Below are 18,636 nucleotides of genomic sequence, written 5' to 3' on the forward strand. Positions count from 1 at the left end.
CCAAGGATCCGCCCCCGCGGAGCAGTCGAACATGTGTCCGCGTGCGCCGGGACGCACACGGTGCAGGGTCCCCTACCCCAGTGCGGACCGCACCACGGCGGCAAGTCGCTCCGCCACGGCGGTGGCCTGCTCCTGTTTCGAGGCCTCGACCATGACCCTGACCTTCGGCTCGGTTCCGCTGGGCCGGATCAGCACCCGTCCGGTCTCACCGAGTTCCTCCTCGGCCGCGCGCACGGCCGCCGCGAGCTCCTCGGCCTCCCCCACACGGTCCTTGTCCACGTCCTTGACGTTGATGAGCACCTGGGGCAGCCGGGTCATCACCTTGGCCAGCTCGGCCAGGCCCTGCCGGCGATGGGCCATCGCGGCCAGTAGGTGCAGACCGGTCAGTACACCGTCACCCGTGGTGGCGTGGTCCAGGAGGATCACGTGTCCGGACTGCTCCCCGCCCAGACCGAACCCGCCGCGCTTCATCTCCTCCAGCACGTACCGGTCGCCCACCGCGGTCTCCACCACGGTGATGCCCGCCCGCTCCATCGCCAGCTTCAGGCCCAGATTGGACATGACCGTCACCACGAGGGTGTCCTGGGTCAGCCTTCCGGCCTCCTTGGCCTCGGTCGCCAGGATCGCCAGGATCTGGTCTCCGTCCACCACACGGCCCTTGGAGTCCACCGCCAGGCAGCGGTCGGCGTCGCCGTCGTTGGCGATGCCCGCGTCGGCGCCGTGCAACAACACCGCCTCCTGGAGCGCCTCCAGGTGGGTGGAACCGCAACCCTCGTTGATGTTGTGCCCGTCGGGCCGGTCGCCGATCGCGATGACCTCGGCGCCCGCACGACGCAGCACCTCGGGCGCCACCAGGGAGGAGGCGCCGTTGGCGCAGTCCACCACGACCTTGAGCCCCTTGAGACTGTGCCGCACGGAGCCGAGCACGTGCTCGATGTAGAGTTCGGCGCCGTCGTGGGAGTCGACGACCCGGCCGACACCGTCCCCCACGGCGGGGGTGGAGGGCACCCCGAGGATGCCCTCGATCTCCTCCTCCAGGGCGTCCTCCAGCTTCTGGCCGCCCCGGGCGAAGAACTTGATGCCGTTGTCCGGCGCCGGATTGTGGCTCGCGGAGAGCATGACGCCGAAGTCGGCGCCCATCGCGCCGGTGAGATGGGCCACCGCGGGGGTGGGGAGCACGCCCACACGCACCACGTCGACGCCGGTGCTGGCCAGTCCCGCGACCACGGCGGCCTCCAGGAACTCACCCGAGGCACGCGGGTCCCGTCCGACCACGGCCTTGGGCCGTTTCCCGTCGCCTCCCCGCGTCAGCACACGCGCCGCCGCGATGGACAGCTCCAGCACGAGGGCGGCGGTCAGGTCCCGACCGGCGACGCCACGTACACCATCTGTTCCGAACAGCCGAGCCACGAGGACAACCCCTTTCGAAGGCGGCGTCGTGTGTGACGACACCGGTGAAGTTCAGCGTGGCCCCAGGAGCCACCGGAAAAACCAAGGGCCCGTACACCGCTTCCTTCCGGGAAGCGGTGTACGGGCCGAAGCTCAGCCGAGCGGGTGTCGGCGCATGAGCACTAGCGCTTGGAGAACTGGGGAGCCTTGCGCGCCTTCTTCAGACCGGCCTTCTTACGCTCCACCTCACGGGCGTCACGGGTCAGGAAGCCGGCCTTCTTCAGGGTCGGACGGTTGTTCTCCGGGTCCAGGGAGGCCAGCGCACGGGCGATGCCGTGGCGCATGGCGCCGGCCTGGCCGCTGGTGCCGCCGCCGTCCAAGCGGGCGAAGACGTCGTAGGCGTCCTCGAACCCGAGGGAGACGAGCGGCTCCTTGATGGTCTGCTGGTGGACCTTGTCCGGGAAGTAGACCTCGAGCGGCTTGCCGTTGATCTTCCACTCACCCGAACCCGGGGCGATACGAACGCGGGCGACGGCCTTCTTGCGACGGCCGGTGCCGGCGCTGGGGCCGGACGCGGTGGGGACGTAGGCGGCGACGGTCTCGTCGGACTCGCTGGTGTACTCGGAGGGGAACTCCTCCGGGTTGTCAACGTACTCCTGCTCGGCGTCTTCGATGCCGGTGGGCTCGACCACGGTTCTCCTCGTGTTCTCTGTAAAGTCTGCGAACGCCTAGGCGGGCTGCTCGATCTTGCTGATTTCGAACGGAACCGGCTGCTGGGCCTGGTGCGGGTGCTCCGGACCGGCGTACACCTTGAGCTTCTTGGCCATCTTGCGGCCGAGAGTGCCCTTGGGGAGCATGCCCTTGACGGCCTTCTCGATGGCCCGCTCGGGGTGCTTCTCCAGCAGGTCGGCGTAGGCGATGGACCGCAGACCGCCCGGGTAGCCGGAGTGCCGGTAAGCGCGCTTCTGCTCCAGCTTGTTACCGGTCAGGGCGACCTTCTCGGCGTTCACGACGATCACGAAGTCGCCGGTGTCGATGTGGGGCGCGTAGTACGGCTTGTGCTTACCCCGAAGCAGCGTGGCAATCTGGCTCGCCATACGCCCGAGCACGAGATCGGTAGCGTCGACAACGTGCCACTGACGCTGGACATCGCTTGGTTTGGGGCTGTATGTGCGCACGATCGTTTGCCTTCGCTCTTCAGTCGACTGCCCCGTCCCACTGACGGGGATAGGGGGACTCCTACACACACCCGCGGTTGCGGGGTGCCTGGCCGGATGTCCCGTGCACTGCCACAGGACCCTCCGAATGGTGAGTGCGCAGACGATGGTGCGTGGATCGGCACCCGACTTCGGAGAGTTCGGGGCCCACGGCAACTCAACGCACAACAACGGAACATCCTACTGGCCACCACAGCGCAGGTCAAAGCCAGCGGCGGGGCGGACCGGCAGGACCGCGCTCGGCGGATACAGCGCCAGCACGGGGTCACATCCGTGACCTCTCCGTCTTTTATTATGCCCGTTGCCGAGAGTGCTTCGTCCCCCTTGCACTCCCACGTTGGTTACGCTTGCACCGAAAGGCCCGTCCGTGCCCGTGTTGACGGGCGCCGACACGGACCTTGGAGACCCCCGTCACGGTCACCGGCACCCGGGGAGGTTCGCGCGGACGCCACCACGCGGACCAGGCCGCGGACCCGGTGAGCCGCGGTTCATCCCCACCCCAGAGCTCTCGGAGACTCCCATCAGTACCCACCCGAACCAGCCACAGTACGGCCCCGACGGGCGTCCCGTCGTGCCGGAGGCCGGTGACGGCCAGGACCTGCTCGGATCAGCGCCCTCTCACCCCGGGGGACAGCATTCCACATCGGGACCGCAGCAGTCACACGGCGCGCACGCGCCGAACCAGCCTCCCCCGACACAACACCTCGCCCCTCCGGGGCCGTCCCAGCCCTTCGGAGCACCGGGTTTCCCGCACAACGCCCCGCAGGGCCTCCCCGGCGCACCTCTCCAGACCGGTGGCCACCAGGCTCCCCAGGGCGGACCGCCCCCAGGGCTCCCGGGCGCGAGCGGGCAGAGCGGTCCCCAAGGACCCCCTCACACGACCAGCGGCCCGCAGGTGCCTCCGCACGCCCAGGGCGGACCGCCCCCCGCACCCCCCGGCGCCCCGGCCCCGACCGGCGGAAGGCCCTCGACGCACCAGGGCCTCCCACCGCACGGAACCCCTCCGGGGGGACAATTCCCACCGCAGCAGCCGCCCGCCCCAGGACAGCCGGGCATGCCCCCGCGGCCTCCCGGTGGTCCGCATCCGGGACAGAACGCACACCACGCTCCGCCCATGGGCCATCCGGGACAGGTCATGCCGCCCGGTCCCCCTCCTTCGGGGATGAACTCCGGCCCCCAGGCCCCTCACAGCGGTCCCGGCATGCCCTCCGGCCCCTCACAGCCTCCGTACGGCGTTCCCGGGGGCCCTCCCCCGGGGATGCCCCCCGGACAGCCGTCGACCCCCCAGCAGGCCTTCCAGGGCCCACCCGGGGCGCCCCCGACCCCCGCCCAGGACGAGCCCGTGTTCCCTCCCGACGCCATGGGGGCCACGCAGCAGATCAACGCCGTGCCCCTGTCCTCCCCCGGGGGGAAGGACCGCCCCCTGTTCCGGGACGAGGTCCCCGAGGACGCCGGTGCCGACACCGCCCAGTTCGACGTCCGGGCGATGGACGACTACGACGACTACGACGACTACAGCGACGACAAGGCCCCCCGTAACGGGACCCGCCGCGTCCTGATGATCGCCGGCTTCGCCGTGTTGTTGGTCATCGCGGGCGGTGGCGCGTTCCTCCTCGCCAGCGGGGGCCTGGGCTCCGGCGGGGCCACGAACGCCGCGACCGTCGCGGACGAGGCCGACGACCCCGGCGCGCTGAACGCGGAGAGCCTCTTCCCCGAGACGGTGGACATCGAGGGCGAGGGCACGTTCACCCGCGTGGCCGTGGACGACACCGAGGACTGCGCGTCGGGGACCCACGGTGACTACGGTCAGGTCCTCGACGACAACGAATGCCGCCAGTTGGTGCGCGCCTCCTATCTCAGCGAGGACGAGAACCGCGCGGTGACCATCGGCGTCGCCGCCATGCCCACCGACGAGGAGGCGGCCACCGCGCTGGAGGGTCAGGACCTGGTGGGTTCCCAGTGGTTCGCCGGCCTGCCCGGTGAGGAGGGCAGCCCCGCCGAACGGCTCGGCTACTCCGGTGGCCACGGCAGCAGCGGCCAGTGGGGCCGTTACCTGCTCTTCTCCCTGGCCGCCAACAGCGACGGCACGGACGAGGCCGGAGAGAGCGAGTCCGCCACCGAACTGCGCTCCATCGGCGAGGAGTTCTTCGAGCAGACCCACGTCTATCTCAGCGAGGAGCGGAGCTGACCTCGGTCATGCCGCGAGGGTGCCGGGCACACCTCGCGACGTGCGCACGAACAGCGGGACGGGGCGAAGCCGCCCCGTCCCGGTCAGGCCGGACGACCGCAGGGCGGCTCCCGCACCCGGCGAGTGAGCGAGGCCCGTCGGGCCAGCTCCTCGTCGGGGGGATAGCGCACCTCCTCCAGGCTCAGGCCGTGCGGCCCGACCACGTGCACCGCCGAATCCCGTACCCCGGCTCCCAACACCTCGGCGGGCCAGTCGACCTCCCGACGCCCGTCCCCCACCGCCAGGAGCGCGCCCACGAGCGCGCGCACCATGTTGTGGCAGAACGCGTCCGCCTGGACGGTGCCGTGCAGCAGGTGCTCGTCCACTCGCTCCCACTCCAGGCGTAGAAGTTCGCGGATGGTGGTCGCACCCTCGCGCTTCCTACAGAAGGCCGCGAAGTCGTGCTCGCCCAGCAGTCGCCGAGCCGCCTCGTTCATCCGCTCCACGTCCAACGGCCTCCGGTGCCACAGCACGTCCCTCCGCAGCAACGGGTCCACTCCGTGGGGCGCGTCGCTCACTCGGTACAGGTAGCGCCGGAACAAGGGGGAGAACCGGGCGTCGAACCCCGGTGGCGCCGGCCGGGCCGCGCCCACGCGCACGTCCGCGGGCAACACCCCGGCCAGGCGACGGAGCAGCCGCTCCCCCTCACTCTCCCACGTGCTCACCGGGATATCGGCCTGTACCACCTGTCCCCGCGCGTGCACTCCGGCGTCCGTGCGCCCCGCGCACGTCAGCGACACCTTCGGCAGGCGCAGCACCCTGGCCAGCGCAGCCTCCAACTCACCCTGTACCGTGCGGCGACCCGGTTGCGCCGCCCATCCGGAAAAGTCCGTGCCGTCGTAGGCCACGTCCAGCCGAACACGCACCTTCGTCTCGTCCATGCCGCCCTCTCCGGCGTCCGAAAAGCCGAGTGCCCGACCCCGGGGCGGGATCGGGCACTCGGAGGCCGACGCGCGGAACCGCCCGCGCCTCGCGCCCTACTTGTCCTCAGACTTGTCGCCCTCGGCCTGGGCGGTCTCCCCGGCCTGAGCGGTCTGCTCGGAGGTGGTGTCCTCGGCCGGCTGGTCGCCCGCCTCGGAAGCCGTCTCGGTCTGCTCGACCTCGGCCTCCTCGGTCTTGGTCTCCTCGGCCTTCGGGGCCGGAGCCGCGGGAGCGCTCAACGCCTCGACCAGCTCGATGACCGCCATCGGGGCGTTGTCGCCCTTGCGCGGACCGATCTTGGTGATCCGGGTGTAACCTCCCGGGCGGTTCTCGTAGCGTGGGCCGATCTCGGTGAACAGCTCGTGCACGACGGCCTTGTCCGAGAGCTTGGTCAGGACCTGGCGACGGGCGTGCAGGTCGCCGCGCTTGCCCAGGGTGATCAGCTTCTCCGCGTACGGGCGCAGGCGCTTGGCCTTGGCCTCGGTGGTGCGGATACGGCCGTGCTGGAACAGAGAGGTGGCGAGGTTCGCCAGCATGTGCCGCTCGTGAGCGGGCCCGGAACCCAGACGGGCGCCTTTCGTAGGCGTGGGCATGGTGTCGTTCTCCTAGTGATGCGGTCCACGGCCGCACTCGGCCGGGGACCATGTGGGCGACGAAGGTCGGTTAGTACTGCTCCGTCTCGACGAAGGACTGACCCTCGTCTTCCTCGGAGCTGTAGGAGTCGGCCGCCGAGCCGGGGTCGAATCCGGGCGGGGAGTCCTTCAGCGACAGGCCCATGTCGAGAAGCTTCTGCTTGACTTCGTCTATGGACTTGGCACCGAAGTTGCGGATGTCCAGCAGATCCTGCTCGGAGCGGGCAACCAGTTCTCCGACGCTGTGGATGCCCTCACGCTTGAGGCAGTTGTAGGACCGCACCGTCAGGTTGAGGTCCTCGATCGGCAACGCCAGGTCCGCCGCCAGAGCGGCGTCCGTGGGCGAGGGACCCATGTCGATGCCCTCGGCGTCGACGTTGAGCTCGCGCGCCAGACCGAACAGCTCGACCAGGGTCTTGCCCGCGCTGGCGACCGCGTCCCGGGGACGGATGGCCGGCTTGGTCTCGATGTCGACGATCAGACGGTCGAAGTCGGTACGCTGCTCCACACGCGTGGCCTCGACCTTGTAGGTCACACGCATGACCGGAGAGTAGATGGAGTCGATCGGGATGCGCCCGATCTCCTGTCCGGCCTGCTTGTTCTGCGTCGCCGAGACGTAGCCGCGACCGCGCTCGACCGTCAGCTCCATCTCCAGCTTGCCCTTGCCGTTCAGCGTGGCGATGTGCAGGTCGGGGTTGTGCACCTCGACCCCCGCCGGAGGCGCGATGTCCGCGGCGGTCACCACTCCGGGGCCCTGCTTGCGCAGGTACATCAGCACCGGCTCGTCGTGCTCGGAGCTGACGACCAGGCCCTTGAGGTTGAGGATCATCTCGGTGACGTCCTCCTTGACCCCGGGCACGGTGGTGAACTCGTGCTCGACGCCCTCGATGCGGATGCTCGTGACGGCCGCACCGGGGATGGAGGACAGCAGGGTGCGCCGAAGCGAGTTACCGATGGTGTAACCGAAGCCCGGCTCCAGCGGCTCGATGACGAACTTCGAGCGCAGATCCGAGATCGTCTCCTCGGTGAGCGTGGGACGCTGTGCGATCAACATGGTCCGTGTCTTCCCTTCCACATGGCCGACCGCTATCTGACGGCCATCGGACGGACACCGCGGCCGCGGTGTCCACTACTCGGATTCCTACCCCGCCCGTGCGGTCCCCAGCCGGGGCCCGCACGGGATCAAGCGCGGCGCGGCGCCCGCGCGGATAGGACCGCGGGCACCGTTGCCGGGGTCAGACCCGGCGGCGCTTGGGCGGACGGCAACCGTTGTGCGGAACCGGGGTGACGTCCTGGATGGAGCCGACCTCCAGCCCGGTCGCCTGTAGCGAACGGATGGCGGTCTCCCGGCCCGAACCCGGGCCCTTCACGAAGACGTCCACCTTGCGGACGCCGTGCTCCTGGGCGCGGCGGGCAGCGGCCTCGGCGGCCATCTGCGCGGCGTAGGGGGTCGACTTACGCGACCCCTTGAAGCCCACCTGGCCGGAGCTGGCCCACGAGATCACGGCACCGGTCGGGTCGGTGATGCTCACGACCGTGTTGTTGAACGTGCTCTTGATGTGAGCGTGCCCGTGGACAATGTTCTTCTTTTCCTTGCGGCGCACCTTGCGCGCGGCACCCTGACGGCCCTTAGGCGGCATGAGCGAAACTCCCAGAGATCATCGGTCCGTTGTCGTTCCGGACGCGGTCGTACAGTCCAGTCCGAACGGACTACTTCTTGCCGGCCTTCTTCTTGCCGGCCACGGTCTTCTTCTTGCCCTTACGGGTACGCGCGTTGGTCTGCGTGCGCTGACCGCGGACGGGGAGTCCACGGCGGTGGCGGATGCCCTGGTAACTACCGATCTCCATCTTGCGACGGATGTCGCCCTGCACCTCACGGCGCAGGTCACCTTCGACCTGGTAGTTGGCGCCGATCCACTCGCGCAGCTTGACCAGGTCCTCCTCGGACAGCTGGTGGACGCGCGTGTCACCGTCGACGCCGGTGTTCTTCAGGGTCTCCAGCGCACGGGTGCGCCCGATCCCGAAGATGTACGTGAGAGCGATCTCCACCCGCTTGTCGCGGGGAAGATCAACGCCTTCGATACGTGCCATGTGGGCGAGACTCCTCATGTCCTTTGCGGAGGTCTACCCCGTTCCACCCTCTCGCCGCCCAATCGACGAGGCCCCGGCCTCCGACCAGGGGTACCTCCCACGCCACGTCGGCGCCGGAGTCGGAACAGGTTTACGTGGTTTCGTTCGCCCGGGGATCGATCTCACCCGGGGCGGTCACGGTGAAGCCGCGGCCTGCGAACCGGGGTGTCTAACCCTGGCGCTGCTTGTGACGCGGGTCCGAGCAAATGACCATGATCCTGCCGTTACGACGGATCACGCTGCACTTCGCGCAGATCTTCTTCACGCTCGGCTTGACCTTCATGGTTACTCCGAACTGATCCCCCACGGGCCGTGCGGCCCGCGACGGGCTACTTGTAGCGGTAAACGATGCGCCCGCGTGTGAGGTCGTACGGGCTCAGCTCCACGACGACGCGGTCGTCGGGGAGAATGCGGATGTAGTTCATCCGCATCTTGCCGCTGATGTGGGCAAGGACCTGGTGCCCGTTGTCGAGCTCTACCTTGAACATAGCGTTGGGTAGGGACTCGACAACGGAACCCTCGATCTCGATGGCGCCGTCTTTCTTGGCCATGTCCTCCACGCCTCGCTCATCGATTGGTTGATCAGGACAACCCGACGCGACCCAATGGCCTCGCACGACGCGACGGCCCCGGCCACGAGGGAGGGTCCGATCGTCGCCGGCGCCAAAGCACACTGGAAGTTCAGGCCAACTGCGAGAGCGTACGCCGATGAAAAGACGTGTCACGAAAAAGGCAGAATGACCCGACAGCCCGCGTATGGGCAATGACAGTCTATCCCCTTGGAACAAGTACTCCCAACAACCGGGCACGCCCCACGAGGGCTATCCCTGTCCCCCCGAGTGGTTGCGCTGACCGGTCAGGACGCCCACCGTCACCACGCCCATGACGATCCCCCAGGGGCCCATCACCCACAGGAACCAGGGATAGTCGTTATCGGTGGTCAGGAAGAGGATCAGCCAGATCACGAAGCACAGGGCGTTGACCCCGGCGTAGAGCGCCCACGGCACCATCAGCGCCGGATCCCTCATGCTGATCGGGGGCGCCACCGCGAACTCCTCCCGGGAACCGGAGGCCCCCGGGACGTCGGCGAGGTCGCGCTCGGGCAGGTCCCGGGTGACCGTGGCCAGCTCGTCCGCGGTCCTCGCCTTGTAGGCACGGCCGAGGCGTTCGGTGAACTCCTCGTGGTCCAGCCGCCCCTGGGCGAAGTGCTCCTGTAGCAACTGGGCGACACGATCTCGTTCGGCGTCCGATGCTCGCATCGACGGTACCGGGTCGGACAACTGCGCACCCCCGCATCACTCGCCCGGGAGCGGCCCCGCGTCCTACGCGTGGGACGAAGCCCCTACCAGGTCGGCTGGACAAACCCCATGTCAGCGATTTTAGCGCGATCGGACTCACGCGCGGTCAGGACGATCGGACCGTCCGCCGTCACCGCGACCGTGTGCTCGAAGTGCGCGGCCCGCCCACCGTCCCGGGTCACCACGGTCCAGCCGTCGTCGAGCTGCCTCACGTCCGGATCGTTCATGGTGGTCATCGGCTCGATCGCCAGGCACATGCCCTCGACCAGCTTCATGCCCTTGCCGGGCTTGCCGTAGTTGAGCACGTGCGGTTCCATGTGCATCTCGGTGCCGATGCCGTGGCCACCGTACTCACGGACGTTGCCGTAACCACCGTTACGGGAGATGTGGTCGTCGATCGCGTGACCGATGTCGCCCAGGCGCCTGCCCGGACGCAGCTCGGCGATCCCGCGCCACATGGACTCCTCACAGGTCCGCATCATGCGCAGATCCTCGGAGCGACCCTCGCCGACGGCGACCGTGATCGCGGAGTCACCGTGCCAGCCGTCCAGGATGGCCCCGCAGTCGATGGAGATGATGTCGCCCTCGGCCAGCACCCGCTCGGCGCTGGGGATACCGTGGACGACCTCCTCGTTCACCGACGCGCAGATCGATCCGGTGAAACCGTGGTAGCCCTTGAAGGAGGGCACGGCCCCCGCGTCACGGATCGTCTTCTCCGCCACGGCGTCCAGTTCCAGGGTGGAGACCCCCGGCCGTACCGCGGCTCTGACGTCGTCCAGGGCGCGGGCCACCACCTGGCCCGCCGCCCTCATCTTGGCGATCTGTTCCGGGGTCTTGATCTGCACGCCCCGGTTCTCCTTGCGGCGCATCAGGAACCGGCCTCGAGCTTGACCTTGATGGCGGCCTTGGCGCGGGCCGTCACCTCCTCGACGGGACCCGTCGCGGCGATGGTGGCCAACAGCCCCTCCGCCTCGTAGAACTCCACCAGCGGAGCCGTCTGTTCCCGGTAGACCTTGAGGCGGTGCCTGACGGTCTCCTCACGGTCGTCCTCGCGCTGGTACAGCTCGGCGCCCTCGTTGTCGCAACGGCCCTCGACCTTGGGCGGGTCGTACTCGACGTGGTACACCCGGCCGCACTCAGGACACGAGCGACGACCCGAGAGGCGTTTGACGACCTCCTCCTCGTCGACCCTCAGTTCCAGGACCACGTCCAGCCCCGTGTCGAGCTCGGCCAGCATCCCTTTGAGGGTCTCGGCCTGCGGGACGTTGCGAGGAAACCCGTCGAGCAGGAAACCCGCCGCGGCGTCCTCTTTGGACAACCGGTCCTTGACCATGGCGTTGGTGACCTCGTCGGGGACGAGGTCACCCCGATCCATGTACTCCTTGGCCCGGGTGCCGAGTTCGGTCCCGCCACTGACGTTGGCTCGGAAGATGTCGCCCGTGGACACCTTGGGAACCGACAACTCCGACGCGAGGATCTGGGCCTGGGTGCCTTTGCCGGCCCCAGGCGGCCCCACCAATACTGCTCGCATTTATCGCAGAAAACCTTCGTAGTTCCTCTGCTGGAGGTGACTTTCGATCTGCTTCACCGTGTCCAGCCCGACGCCGACCATGATCAGGATGCTCGTCCCTCCGAAGGGGAAGTTGGCGTCGGCACCAGTGGCACCGAGCGCGACCATCGGGAGGAGAGCGATCACACCCAGGTACAGAGAGCCTGGCGTCGTCAGCCTGGTGAGGACGTAGTCCAGGTACTCGGCGGTCGGACGCCCCGGTCGGATACCCGGGATGAATCCACCGTACTTCTTCATGTTGTCGGCGACTTCAGCGGGGTTGAAGGTGATCGCGACGTAGAAGAACGCGAAACCGACGATCATGACGAAGAACGTCGCCATGTACACCGGATGTGTCCCGGTGAGGAAGTAGGTCTGGATGAAGGTCACCACGGGGTTGGTGGAGTCCTGGCCCATGAGCCCCACGAGCAACTGCGGCAGGTACAGCAGCGAGGAGGCGAAGATCACAGGGATGATACCGGCCTGGTTGACCTTCAGCGGGATGTAGGTCGAGCTGCCGCCGTACATGCGACGCCCCACCATCCGCTTGGCGTACTGCACCGGGATACGACGCTGGGCCTGCTCCATGAAGACCACGGCGGTGATGAGCGCCAGGCCCGCGATGCAGATGATGGCGAAGATCCAGACCGAACGCTCTTGGTACAGACCGGCGATCGAGGAGGGGAACATCGCGATGACCTGGGTGAAGATCAGCAGCGACATACCGTTGCCCACACCGCGTTCGGTGATGAGCTCGCCCAGCCACATGATCAGGGCCGTACCGGCGGTCATCGTGAAGACGATGGTCACCAGGGTGAGGATGTCCTGGTTGGGCATGTAGGTGCTGACCGGGATGGCCCCTTGGAACAGGGCGCCCGTCCTGGCCATGGCGACGATGCTGGTGGCCTGGAGGACCGCGAGCATCAGCGTCAGATAGCGGGTGTACTGGGTGATCTTGCCCTGGCCTGCCTGGCCCTCCTTCTTGAGGGCCTCCAGCCGGGGGATCACCACCGTCAGCAGGTTGATGATGATGCTCGCGGTGATGTACGGCATGACCCCGAGCGCGAACACCGCCAGTTGCAGCAGCGCACCGCCGCTGAACAGGTTCACGAGCGCGTACACACCGGAGGTGTCGGCGGCGGTGATCGCCTCCATCTGATCCCGGATCGCCGCGGAGTTGATACCCGGTGCGGGGATGACCGACCCCAGACGGAAGATCGTCAGGATGAACAGTGTGAACAGCAGCTTGTTACGCAGGTCGGGCGTGCGAAATGCACGAACGAACGCACCTAGCACGTCTCCTCCTGCGCGGCTTCGGCGGCGGAACGGGTTCCAGACATCGCGGCCGATCCTGAATCGTCGTAGAACGTCAGCTCCGGGCTCGTCGCCCATCGCTCGGAAGTATTCACATTACGTCAAGTCGTGAACTCAAACAGATGGCACTGTAACAGTGATCACTCGCCAGTTGAATTCGTGAGACATAACGATCACCGCTCACAACGCTCGGGGGCGTTCGTCCTGCCGGTCTCTCACGGACCTGCCGGACGAACGCCCCCAGTCGCACATGGCGGAATGCCCCTACAGCTCGGTGACGGAGCCACCAGCGGCAGCGATCTTCTCCTTCGCCGAGGCGGAGAACGCGTTCGCGCTCACCTGCACGGCGACGGTGATCTCACCGGTGCCCAGCACCTTGACGGGCTGGTTCTTGCGAACCGCGCCCTTGGCGACCAGGCTCTCGACGGTGACCTCGCCACCCTCGGGGTAGAGCTCGCTCAGCTTGTCCAGGTTGACGACCTGGTAGGTCGTCTTGAACCTGTGGTTGCTGAAGCCCTTGAGCTTGGGGATCCGGCGGATGAGCGGCATCTGGCCACCCTCGAAGCCGGGACGGACGGTGTTACGAGCCTTCGTGCCCTTGGTGCCACGACCCGCGGTCTTGCCCTTGGACGCCTCGCCACGGCCCTTGCGGGTCTTGGCCTTGTTGGAGCCCGGAGCAGGACGCAGGTGGTGCAGCTTGAGCAGCTCGTCGGGGTTGTAGTCGCTCATTCGGCAACCTCCTCGACAGAGACGAGGTGCGCGACGATCGTGATCTGCCCGCGAACCTCAGGGCGGTCCTCACGGACGGTGGACTTGCCGATCCGGCCCAGACCGAGCGACTGCAAGGCGGCGCGCTGCTTCGCCTTGCCGCCGATCTTGGAACGGGTCTGCGTGATCTTGAGCTTGGCCATGGTCAGGCTCCTGCCTTCGCCTCAGCACGAGCACGCAGCATCGCGGCCGGGGCGACGTCCTCAAGCGGCAGGCCACGACGGGCGGCGATCTCCTCGGGCTGGTTCAGTCCCTTCAGAGCCGCCACGGTGGCGTGCACGATGTTCAGCGGGTTGGACGAGCCGAGCGACTTGGTCAGCACGTCGTGGATACCGGCACACTCCAGGACGGCGCGCACGGGGCCACCGGCGATCACACCGGTACCCGGGGAGGCCGGACGGAGCAGGACGACGCCCGCGGCGTCCTCACCCTGCACCTGGTGCGTGATCGTGCCCTGGATGCGGGGAACGCGGAAGAAGTTCTTCTTCGCCTCCTCGACACCCTTGGCGATCGCGGCCGGGACCTCCTTGGCCTTGCCGTAACCGACACCGACCATGCCGTTGCCGTCACCGACGACGACCAGGGCGGTGAAGGAGAAGCGGCGGCCGCCCTTGACGACCTTCGCGACCCGGTTGATGGTCACGACCTTCTCCATGTAGGAGACACCCTTGTCTGCGGCGCCGCCGCGGCGATCGTCACGGCGATCACGCCGCTCGCCACCGGCGCCGCGCCGCGGTGCTGCAGCCATCAGTGGTTCCTCATCTCATGGTTGTTCTTAGCCGTTACAGAGGTCATCGCTAGAACTCCAGCCCGCCCTCGCGCGCCGCGTCGGCGAGCTTGGCGATACGTCCGGCGTACTGGTTGCCACCCCGGTCGAAGACGACCGAGGAGATACCGGCGGCCTTGGCGCGCTCAGCGATGAGCTGACCGACCTTCACGGACTTGTCGGACTTGGTGCCCTCGACATCACGCAGCTCGGGCTCCACGGAGGAGGCGGCGACCAGGGTGTGCCCCTTGGTGTCGTCGATGAGCTGCGCGACGATGTGCTTGGAGGAGCGGTAGACGGACAGGCGCGGACGCTCGGCGGTACCCACGACCTTCTTGCGGACGCGGAAGTGGCGGCGTGCACGAGCCTTGGTGTTCTTGGCGGTGCGCTTGCGGCTCACGGTGATACCCATGCCTACTTACCAGCCTTTCCGGCCTTGCGGCGGATGTGCTCACCCTGGTACCGCACGCCCTTGGCCTTGTACGGGTCAGGCCTGCGCAGGCCGCGGATGTTCGCGGCGATCTGACCCACAAGCTGCTTGTCGATCCCCTCGACGTGGAGGAGGGTGGGCTTCTCCACGCGGAAGCTGATGCCCTCGGGGGGCTCCACCACGACCGGGTGGCTGTAGCCCAGCGAGAACTCCAGGTTGGATCCGCGGGCCTGGACGCGGTAACCCACACCGTGGATCTCCAGCGTCTTGCTGTAGCCCTTGGAGACACCCTCGACCATGTTGCCGAGCAGCGCACGGGTCAGACCGTGCAGCGAGCGGGTCTCCGGCTTGTCGTCGGGACGCGTGACCGTGACCATGCCGTCCTCGAGGGAGGCCGTGATCGGGTCCGCGATGGTGTGCTTCAGTTCGCCCTTCGGTCCCTTGACGGTGACGTCTTGCCCGTTAATCGTGACTTCGACACCCTTGGGGACCGAGAGCGGCAGTCGACCGATGCGCGACATGCTTCAAACTCTCCCTGTTACCAGACGTAAGCGAGGACTTCGCCGCCCACGCCACGCTTCTTGGCCTGCTTGTCGGTCATCAGGCCGCCGGACGTCGAAATGAGCGCCACACCGAGGCCACCCAGCACCCGCGGCAGGTTGTCCTTCTTGGCGTACACCCGCAGACCGGGCTTGGAGACCCGGCGGATGCCCGCGATCGAACGCTCCCGGGTGGGACCGTACTTCAGCTCCAGGACGAGGTTCTGGCCCACGGGGGCCTCCTCGGTCCGCCAACCCTGGATGAAGCCCTCCTGCTGGAGGATCTCTGCGATGTGTGCCTTGATCTTGGAATACGGCATCGCCACGGTGTCGTGGTAAGCCGAATTCGCGTTGCGCAGACGTGTGAGCATGTCTGCGATCGGGTCGGTCATCGTCATGGCCGACTGGCCCTTCCTCATCGCGGTTTCCGTGTGCGGGCCTTCCAAAAGCCTGTCCTCGCGCGGGTGTTCCCGCCAAGGTGCACGAGCGGACCTTCGACGTGGTCGTGGGCACCGCGGTCCTCGGGAGGACTACCGTGCCCTGGTGGTTGGATGTTGCCCTGCCGTGCCCGCTTCCGGCGGTCACGGCCGTCTCGAACCCTCCCCCCTCGTGGACGAAGGGGGTTCCTGGCTCACGCCGCCCGGCCGCCCGGTGGCGGTCGGGACCGACGCGTTCCTCACCAGCCGGGCGGGAACCGACCCGGTTCGTTCGAAAGAGGCGAACGGCCGGTGCTTCGGGGGGCCGACATCACGCTCTCAGGGTGAGCGCCTGGTCGGCCCCGCCGGAAACTACCAGCTGGACTTGGTGATACCGGGCAGCTCGCCCCGGTGCGCCATCTCACGGAAGCAGATCCGGCACAGGCCGAACTTCCGGAAGACGGCACGCGCGCGGCCGCACCGCGAGCATCGAGTATACGCACGGACACCGAACTTCGGCTTCCGCTGTGCCTTGGCGATCAGGGACTTCTTAGCCATGTGTGCCTACCCCTCAGGCTTCCTTGAACGGGAAACCGAGCTGCTTGAGCAAGCTGCGGCCCTGCTCGTCGTTGGTCGCGGTGGTGACGACCGTGATGTCCATCCCACGCTGCCGGTCGATCTTGTCCGGGTTCACCTCGTGGAACATGACCTGCTCGGTCAGCCCGAAGGTGTAGTTGCCGTTCCCGTCGAACTGCTTCGGGGACAGGCCACGGAAGTCCCGGATACGGGGCAGGGCCAGGGAGAGCATCCGGTCCAGGAACTCCCACATCCGGTCGCCGCGCAGCGTGGCGCTGACGCCGATCGGCTGACCCTCACGCAGCTTGAACTGTGCGAGGGACCGCTTGGCCATGTTGACCCTCGGCTTCTGGCCGGTGATCGCCGAGAGGTCGGCGATCGCGCCCTGGATCAGCTTCGCGTCACGAGCAGCCTCACCCACGCCCATGTTGACCACGATCTTCGTCAGACCGGGGACCTGCATGATGTTGGTGATGCCGAGCTCCTGCTTGAGGGCAGGAACGATCTCGTTGCGGTACTTCTCCTTGAGCCGCGGCATCGGGGGTGCGGTGATGTCGTTGGTGACCGTCATCAGATGTCCTTACCGGTGCGGCGGGAGACGCGAACCTTGGTTCCGTCTTCCTCGAAGCGGTAGCCGACCCGCGTGGGCTTGCCGTCCTCGGTGAGCGCTACGTTGCTCACGTGGATCGGGGCCTCCTTGGTGACGACCTCACCCTGCTGGCCGCCCGCCGGGTTTGCCTTCCTGTGCTTCTTGACCAGGTTGACGCCCTCGACGATGACACGGTCTTCCTTCGGCAGGGCCTTGACGACCTTGCCGGTGGCACCCTTGTCCTTGCCGGCGAGGACGATGACCTCGTCGCCAGATTTGATCTTCATCGCTCAGAGCACCTCCGGCGCCAGCGAAATGATGCGCATGTACTTCTTGTCACGCAGCTCCCGGCCGACCGGGCCGAAGATGCGGGTGCCTCGCGGGTCTCCGCCGTCCTTGATGAGCACTGCGGCGTTCTCATCGAAGCGGATGTAGGAGCCGTCGGGCCGGCGGCGCTCCTTGACGGTGCGCACGATAACGGCCTTGACGACGTCACCCTTCTTGACTCCAGCGCCAGGCAGGGCGTCCTTCACCGTGGCGACGACGGTGTCGCCGATCCCGGCGTAGCGCCGACCCGAGCCGCCGAGAACACGGATGGTGAGGATCTCCTTGGCACCCGTGTTGTCGGCGACCTTGAGTCGCGACTCCTGCTGAATCACGTCTGCTCCTGATGTGATGCGTGCGGACCACTACCGCACGGCTAGGTGGTCTCACCCCTCACGTCGGCGGTCGACAACGGATGTCGACCGCCGACAGGCCGGGGTTACTTAGCCTTCTCCAGGATCTCCACGACGCGCCAACGCTTCGTCGCGGAGAGAGGCCGGGTCTCCATCATGCGGACCCGGTCGCCGACGCCACAGGAGTTCGCCTCGTCGTGCGCCTTGTACTTGGTCGTACGACGGATGATCTTGCCGTACAGGTTGTGCTTGACGCGGTCCTCGACCTCGACGACGACGGTCTTGTCCATCTTGTCGCTGACGACGTAGCCCTCGCGCACCTTGCGGTGGTTACGGGTCGTGGTCTGGTTCTCACTCATTCGGCTGCTTCCTTCGACTCCTGCGCCGACTCACCAGACAACGGGGCGATGCCCAGCTCGTGCTCCCGCATCACCGTGTAGATCCGCGCGATCTCGCGCTTGACGGTGCGCAGTCGGCTGTGGTTGTCGAGCTGGCCGGTGGCGGCCTGGAAGCGGAGGTTGAAAAGCTCTTCCTTGGCTTCCTTGAGCTTGGCGACCAGCTCTTCGACGGACTGGTCACGGAGCTCATGGGCAGTCACGGACTTGGCCATCACTCCACCTCCCGCGTAACGAACTTGCACTTCATCGGGAGCTTGTGCATCGCACGGCGCATGGCCTCCTTGGCCACGTCCTCGGGCACGCCCGACAGCTCGAACATCACACGACCGGGCTTGACCGGCGCGACCCACCACTCGGGCGAACCCTTACCGGAACCCATACGGACCTCGGCGGGCTTCTTGGTCAGCGGACGGTCGGGGAAGATGTTGATCCACACCTTTCCGCCACGCTTGATGTGCCGCGTCATGGCGATACGAGCGGACTCGATCTGGCGGTTCGTCACGTAGGCCGCTTCGAGGGCCTGGATGCCGTACTCGCCGAAGTTGACCGTCGTGCCGCCCTTGGCCTTGCCGCGCAGACTCGGGTGGTGCTGCTTGCGGTACTTGACCTTACGAGGAATAAGCACTGGTCAGCTCCCCTCGGTCTTCGCAGTCTCGGCCTTGGCCTCACTGCTCTGCTGCTGTCCGCCGCCGGCGCCGCCTGCACCACCGCCGCCACGGCGACGGCGCTGCGGGCGCTCGCGACGCTGACCGCCACCGCCACCGGCGGAGCGCTGCGCGGCCTGGGCCGCCTCGCGCTCG

28 protein-coding genes are annotated in these 18,636 nt (G+C 67.5%); 1 reads left to right on the forward strand and 27 read right to left on the reverse strand.

The annotated features are described in order from the left end of the window. Positions 1 to 72: 72 nt before the first annotated feature. The 3 genes from glmM to rplM form a co-directional block, all read right to left on the reverse strand. On the reverse strand, positions 73 to 1,410 hold the full coding sequence (gene glmM, locus PFX91_RS20965; RefSeq protein ID WP_285734457.1) for a phosphoglucosamine mutase: 1,338 nt from the start codon (positions 1,408 to 1,410) through the stop codon (positions 73 to 75). 161 nt (positions 1,411 to 1,571) lie between these two features. After that, positions 1,572 to 2,081: a 30S ribosomal protein S9 gene (gene rpsI / locus PFX91_RS20970; protein WP_285734458.1), complete on the reverse strand. Its 510-nt coding sequence runs from the start codon at positions 2,079 to 2,081 to the stop codon at positions 1,572 to 1,574. 36 nt (positions 2,082 to 2,117) lie between these two features. Further along, positions 2,118 to 2,567, reverse strand: a complete 450-nt coding sequence (gene rplM / locus PFX91_RS20975; protein WP_285734459.1) for a 50S ribosomal protein L13 — start codon at positions 2,565 to 2,567, stop codon at positions 2,118 to 2,120. Positions 2,568 to 3,864: 1,297 nt separating this feature from the next. Here rplM and PFX91_RS20980 point away from each other — a divergent pair. After that, complete coding sequence (locus PFX91_RS20980; protein WP_285734460.1) at positions 3,865 to 4,794, forward strand: hypothetical protein; 930 nt, start codon at positions 3,865 to 3,867, stop codon at positions 4,792 to 4,794. An 83-nt stretch (positions 4,795 to 4,877) separates the two neighbouring features. On the opposite strand, the gene truA is transcribed toward PFX91_RS20980, so the two are convergent. The 24 genes from truA to rplP form a co-directional block, all read right to left on the reverse strand. After that, entirely contained in the window at positions 4,878 to 5,714 is an 837-nt protein-coding gene (gene truA / locus PFX91_RS20985) for a tRNA pseudouridine(38-40) synthase TruA (RefSeq protein ID WP_285734461.1), read from the reverse strand. A gap of 96 nt (positions 5,715 to 5,810) precedes the next feature. Continuing rightward, a complete protein-coding gene (rplQ, locus tag PFX91_RS20990; protein WP_285734462.1) occupies positions 5,811 to 6,347 on the reverse strand; it encodes a 50S ribosomal protein L17 in 537 nt (178 codons plus the stop codon). A gap of 70 nt (positions 6,348 to 6,417) precedes the next feature. Continuing rightward, positions 6,418 to 7,440: a DNA-directed RNA polymerase subunit alpha gene (locus tag PFX91_RS20995; RefSeq protein WP_285734463.1), complete on the reverse strand. Its 1,023-nt coding sequence runs from the start codon at positions 7,438 to 7,440 to the stop codon at positions 6,418 to 6,420. 181 nt (positions 7,441 to 7,621) lie between these two features. Then, positions 7,622 to 8,026, reverse strand: a complete 405-nt coding sequence (gene rpsK / locus PFX91_RS21000; protein ID WP_067597829.1) for a 30S ribosomal protein S11 — start codon at positions 8,024 to 8,026, stop codon at positions 7,622 to 7,624. Positions 8,027 to 8,096: 70 nt separating this feature from the next. Further along, positions 8,097 to 8,477 carry a 30S ribosomal protein S13 gene (rpsM, locus tag PFX91_RS21005; RefSeq protein WP_285734467.1) on the reverse strand — a complete coding sequence of 127 codons (381 nt, stop codon included), beginning with the start codon at positions 8,475 to 8,477 and terminating at the stop codon, positions 8,097 to 8,099. Positions 8,478 to 8,685: 208 nt separating this feature from the next. After that, positions 8,686 to 8,799, reverse strand: coding sequence for a 50S ribosomal protein L36 (rpmJ, locus tag PFX91_RS21010; protein WP_285734469.1), 114 nt, complete (start codon positions 8,797 to 8,799; stop codon positions 8,686 to 8,688). 46 nt (positions 8,800 to 8,845) lie between these two features. After that, a complete protein-coding gene (gene infA, locus PFX91_RS21015) occupies positions 8,846 to 9,067 on the reverse strand; it encodes a translation initiation factor IF-1 (protein ID WP_013156135.1) in 222 nt (73 codons plus the stop codon). Between the two features lie 270 nt (positions 9,068 to 9,337). Then, positions 9,338 to 9,796 carry a DUF1707 domain-containing protein gene (locus PFX91_RS21020; RefSeq protein WP_285734480.1) on the reverse strand — a complete coding sequence of 153 codons (459 nt, stop codon included), beginning with the start codon at positions 9,794 to 9,796 and terminating at the stop codon, positions 9,338 to 9,340. 62 nt (positions 9,797 to 9,858) lie between these two features. Continuing rightward, positions 9,859 to 10,683, reverse strand: coding sequence for a type I methionyl aminopeptidase (map, locus tag PFX91_RS21025; protein WP_285734482.1), 825 nt, complete (start codon positions 10,681 to 10,683; stop codon positions 9,859 to 9,861). Beyond that, positions 10,683 to 11,345: an adenylate kinase gene (locus PFX91_RS21030; protein ID WP_285734485.1), complete on the reverse strand. Its 663-nt coding sequence runs from the start codon at positions 11,343 to 11,345 to the stop codon at positions 10,683 to 10,685. The genes map and PFX91_RS21030 overlap by 1 nt, the downstream gene beginning before the upstream one ends. Then, positions 11,346 to 12,659 carry a preprotein translocase subunit SecY gene (gene secY, locus PFX91_RS21035; protein ID WP_285734487.1) on the reverse strand — a complete coding sequence of 438 codons (1,314 nt, stop codon included), beginning with the start codon at positions 12,657 to 12,659 and terminating at the stop codon, positions 11,346 to 11,348. It abuts the gene before it with no gap. A gap of 282 nt (positions 12,660 to 12,941) precedes the next feature. Further along, positions 12,942 to 13,406: a 50S ribosomal protein L15 gene (rplO, locus tag PFX91_RS21040; protein WP_285734488.1), complete on the reverse strand. Its 465-nt coding sequence runs from the start codon at positions 13,404 to 13,406 to the stop codon at positions 12,942 to 12,944. Further along, positions 13,403 to 13,588: a 50S ribosomal protein L30 gene (rpmD, locus tag PFX91_RS21045; protein WP_285734490.1), complete on the reverse strand. Its 186-nt coding sequence runs from the start codon at positions 13,586 to 13,588 to the stop codon at positions 13,403 to 13,405. Before rpmD ends, rplO begins: the two co-directional genes overlap by 4 nt. A gap of 2 nt (positions 13,589 to 13,590) precedes the next feature. Next, on the reverse strand, positions 13,591 to 14,193 hold the full coding sequence (gene rpsE, locus PFX91_RS21050) for a 30S ribosomal protein S5 (RefSeq protein ID WP_285734492.1): 603 nt from the start codon (positions 14,191 to 14,193) through the stop codon (positions 13,591 to 13,593). Between the two features lie 49 nt (positions 14,194 to 14,242). After that, a complete protein-coding gene (gene rplR / locus PFX91_RS21055; protein ID WP_285734494.1) occupies positions 14,243 to 14,623 on the reverse strand; it encodes a 50S ribosomal protein L18 in 381 nt (126 codons plus the stop codon). Between the two features lie 2 nt (positions 14,624 to 14,625). Continuing rightward, positions 14,626 to 15,162: a 50S ribosomal protein L6 gene (gene rplF / locus PFX91_RS21060; protein WP_285734497.1), complete on the reverse strand. Its 537-nt coding sequence runs from the start codon at positions 15,160 to 15,162 to the stop codon at positions 14,626 to 14,628. A 17-nt stretch (positions 15,163 to 15,179) separates the two neighbouring features. Beyond that, on the reverse strand, positions 15,180 to 15,578 hold the full coding sequence (rpsH, locus tag PFX91_RS21065) for a 30S ribosomal protein S8 (protein ID WP_285734529.1): 399 nt from the start codon (positions 15,576 to 15,578) through the stop codon (positions 15,180 to 15,182). Between the two features lie 390 nt (positions 15,579 to 15,968). Then, positions 15,969 to 16,154, reverse strand: coding sequence for a type Z 30S ribosomal protein S14 (locus PFX91_RS21070; protein WP_285734499.1), 186 nt, complete (start codon positions 16,152 to 16,154; stop codon positions 15,969 to 15,971). Between the two features lie 13 nt (positions 16,155 to 16,167). After that, on the reverse strand, positions 16,168 to 16,743 hold the full coding sequence (rplE, locus tag PFX91_RS21075; protein ID WP_285734501.1) for a 50S ribosomal protein L5: 576 nt from the start codon (positions 16,741 to 16,743) through the stop codon (positions 16,168 to 16,170). Next, positions 16,743 to 17,048, reverse strand: coding sequence for a 50S ribosomal protein L24 (gene rplX, locus PFX91_RS21080; protein WP_285734503.1), 306 nt, complete (start codon positions 17,046 to 17,048; stop codon positions 16,743 to 16,745). The genes rplE and rplX overlap by 1 nt, the downstream gene beginning before the upstream one ends. A gap of 3 nt (positions 17,049 to 17,051) precedes the next feature. Beyond that, entirely contained in the window at positions 17,052 to 17,420 is a 369-nt protein-coding gene (rplN, locus tag PFX91_RS21085) for a 50S ribosomal protein L14 (RefSeq protein WP_285734505.1), read from the reverse strand. 104 nt (positions 17,421 to 17,524) lie between these two features. Further along, positions 17,525 to 17,797, reverse strand: a complete 273-nt coding sequence (rpsQ, locus tag PFX91_RS21090; protein ID WP_285734506.1) for a 30S ribosomal protein S17 — start codon at positions 17,795 to 17,797, stop codon at positions 17,525 to 17,527. Next, positions 17,794 to 18,048 (reverse strand): 50S ribosomal protein L29, encoded by a 255-nt coding sequence (gene rpmC / locus PFX91_RS21095; protein WP_285734508.1) that lies wholly within the window; start codon positions 18,046 to 18,048, stop codon positions 17,794 to 17,796. The genes rpsQ and rpmC overlap by 4 nt, the downstream gene beginning before the upstream one ends. Continuing rightward, positions 18,048 to 18,461: a 50S ribosomal protein L16 gene (gene rplP / locus PFX91_RS21100; RefSeq protein WP_285734510.1), complete on the reverse strand. Its 414-nt coding sequence runs from the start codon at positions 18,459 to 18,461 to the stop codon at positions 18,048 to 18,050. Before rplP ends, rpmC begins: the two co-directional genes overlap by 1 nt. Positions 18,462 to 18,636: the final 175 nt, after the last annotated feature.

Source organism: Nocardiopsis sp. ATB16-24, from assembly GCF_030271535.1.
Lineage (GTDB): Bacteria > Actinomycetota > Actinomycetes > Streptosporangiales > Streptosporangiaceae > Nocardiopsis.